Origin of the sequence: Agrobacterium sp. (assembly GCF_032092815.1) — a bacterium.
Taxonomy (GTDB): domain Bacteria; phylum Pseudomonadota; class Alphaproteobacteria; order Rhizobiales; family Rhizobiaceae; genus Agrobacterium.
In genome coordinates this window covers 36,532-39,501 of sequence record NZ_DAMDBP010000040.1, presented here as the reverse complement: position 1 = coordinate 39,501, position 2,970 = coordinate 36,532, and the positions used below count along the sequence as shown (strand labels likewise).

The following is a 2,970-nucleotide window of genomic DNA, read 5'->3' as shown; positions in this document are numbered from 1 at the left end:
GACATGCAAAACCCCCGAGGTTGGGTGTCCAACTTTCGGGGGTCAGTTCATATTTGGCGGGGCTGTTTGTTTTGGTGGTGTTTGCTGCGATTAACCGGCTAGGCTGCGATAGATGGCGGGCAGCGCTGAGGGCAGTTTGGAAATTTTGTTGACGATGGCGTAGCCATTCTGGCCAAAGATCGCCGGAATGTAGGACTGGGCCTCCTTGTCCACCGTCACACCGAACACATTGACCCCAGAGCGTCTTGCCTCGGTAATGGCCCGGCGGCTGTCTTCGATGGCAAACCGGCCTTCATAGTGGTCGACGTCGTTGGGTTTGCCGTCGGTCAGCAGCAACAGCAACTTGCGTCTGTCAGGGCGCTTGCGCAACTCCGCAGCCGCATGGCGAACCGCAGGGCCAATACGGGTGTAATAGCCAGGTTTCAGTGCGGAAATGCGTCGCTCCACCTTGTCGCCCATTGGCTCGTCAAAATCTTTTACCGTTTCCACCCGCACCCATGAGCGACGACGGGAGGTGAATGTCAGAATGGAGTGGCTGTCGCCGCACGCGGACAGTCCGTTTGCCAACACCAGCAGGGCTTCTTTCTCGACATCCAGCACGCGGCGGTTATCAAACCACGCATCAGTGGACAGCGACACATCGACAAGAATGGTGACGGCAAGGTCATGAGCCTGCGGTCTGCTCATCATGTGAATGCGATCACTGCCCTGACCGCCAGCAGCCATGTCGCTTCGCACACGGACTACGGCATCCAGATCAAGATCGTTTCCGTCGATCTGGGCTTTGAGCATTTCATGCCGCGGGCGCAGAACCTCGAATTGCCGTTTGACGCGGCGGATCAGGCTCTTGGTCTGTTCATCGGCTTCTGGCGGTATTTCCGAACCGGCGGCCGCCGAAGCAAGCACGCGGCAATGGTTGGGCAGATAGGTGCCGCTGCGATAATCCCATTCCGGGTAGGTTAGGTCTGCCGTCAACGGGGTGCGATCCAGTGCTTCCGGTGGAAGGTCAAGATCGAAACGGAAGCGGGCGGATGGTCTGCCCTTGCGTTCGCCAAGCGTCATCTCGTCGAGTTCATCGGCGGCGCTGGCGTCATTATCGTCACTATCGTCGCCGGGGCGATCGACATTGACCATTTCAGCCATGGCCAAGATCTTTTCGAACCGATTGAGAATGAACGGGCTGCGTTCGGTCTGGCGATTTTCCGGCTTTTCTCTGACCGCAATGTGCCGGGCGGTTGGTGCGCCTTGGGGCTGAGCACCGCTGGCCGGCTGGTCTTCATTGTCGCGCGGTTCGGAGGCTTCGCGCAGCAGCGTATCGGGCCACAGGGGAACCGGTAACATCGGCAGATAACCAGGCGGTGCCTTGTATGGGAACTGGAACGGCGCGACTGGCGCATGGTGTTCGGCACCATTTGCCAGCATCGCCAGAATACGGTTTTCAACCTGCTGCTCGACCTTGGGAAGTGGTCTTTTCTGACGCACGGCAAGGATGGCAGCACACAGGCGACGATAGCGATTTTTCATGCCGGGAAAGGCTTCCATGACATGGTCGGCCAACTTTGATGCCCGATCAAGCCGGGTGAGATCGTTCAGCAGCAAATCATCTGATGGAAACTGGTCGAGTGGCAGGCAAGCCATCGCGGCTGCGAGCCAGACATAGAGGTCACGGTTAAGTCCTTCGTCCGGGAACAGGTCGATGACTGGAGGCAACATCAACGTGGCGTGGTCACGGCCCGGCTGGGCCAACTTTTCCTCACCAAGTCCCATGCGTTGACGCAAACGCAAGCGGTGGGTGGACGTGCGGGCACGGGCCGGCGCGATCTGCACCGCCCGCTCACCACCAAAACCGCGAAAGCACACAGCCAGCAACGTTTGCACATCGTCCAGTTTGACGGCATGTTCAGGAAAACGCAGCCATGTTGCCGTTCCGCCAATCAGGCGATGCCATGCACGGCCAACGGTTTCTTCCAGTTCCAGAAAATCCAGCATCGAACTATCCTTGCCGCATCGGTGCGAAATCCGGTTTCGAATTTCGCAAATGGCGATGCGTAGCTTCAGTGTGTCGGAGGGCCTTTTGCGCCGTTGAAGACGCAAAGTGCCTTAGCGGATCATTGCGTCCGCGATCTCGAAAAGGGCTGCCTTTACATCCTGCTCGTCGGTCAGCGGTTCGATCATGGCAGCGCGGACGGCGTCACGATTGCTCATGCCGGCATCGATCAGGCTTGCGCAATAAACGACGAGGCGGGTTGAGACACCTTCTTCAAGGTCATGGCCTTTCAGGGTGCGCAGACGCTGCGCCAGGTTGACCAGCGGTTCGATGTCAGATTCATCAAGGCCACTTTCCTGCGAAACAACTGCTATTTCCTGGTCCTTCGGCAAGAAGTCGAATTCAATGGCGACAAAACGCTGCCGGGTGCTGGGTTTCAGGCTTTTCAGCAGGTTCTGGTAACCGGGGTTGTAGGACACCACCAGCATGAAGCCGGGAGGTGCTTCCAGCACTTCGCCGGTGCGTTCCAGCGGCAGAATGCGTCGATCGTCGGTCAGCGGGTGCAGCACGACCGCGACATCCTTGCGGGCTTCAACGATTTCATCGAGATAGCAGACGCCACCCTGACGAACCGCTCTGGTTAGCGGGCCATCCGTCCAGACCGTGTCGCCACCTTTCAGCAGGTAACGGCCGGTCAGATCGGCGGCGGCCAGATCGTCATGGCATGAGACGGTGGAAAGCGGCAGGCCGAGCTTGGCGGCCATATGGCTGACAAAGCGGGTCTTTCCGCAGCCGGTTGGACCTTTCAGAAGCAGCGGCAGCTGCCGGGTCCATGCTCTTTCAAACAGCTGGCACTCTTTGCCGGACGGGCTGTAAAAAGGAATTTCCGTGGTGGTCGTTGGTCCGTCCCTGAAGATCGTGTTCATGTTTTTCTCTCCATGAGATTCTGAAAAAGGGAAGCGCCGGCCCCTGGGGTCTAAGGG

At 58.5% G+C, this 2,970-nt stretch carries 2 protein-coding genes; both read right to left on the bottom strand.

Annotated features, from left to right (window positions below; all coding sequences use genetic code 11):
• Positions 1-90 precede the first annotated feature (90 nt).
• Positions 91-1,989 carry a nitric oxide reductase activation protein NorD gene (locus RT613_RS19080; protein ID WP_313617961.1) on the bottom strand — a complete coding sequence of 633 codons (1,899 nt, stop codon included), beginning with the start codon at positions 1,987-1,989 and terminating at the stop codon, positions 91-93.
• A 111-nt stretch (positions 1,990-2,100) separates the two neighbouring features.
• Positions 2,101-2,913: a CbbQ/NirQ/NorQ/GpvN family protein gene (locus tag RT613_RS19075; protein ID WP_313617959.1), complete on the bottom strand. Its 813-nt coding sequence runs from the start codon at positions 2,911-2,913 to the stop codon at positions 2,101-2,103.
• Positions 2,914-2,970: the final 57 nt, after the last annotated feature.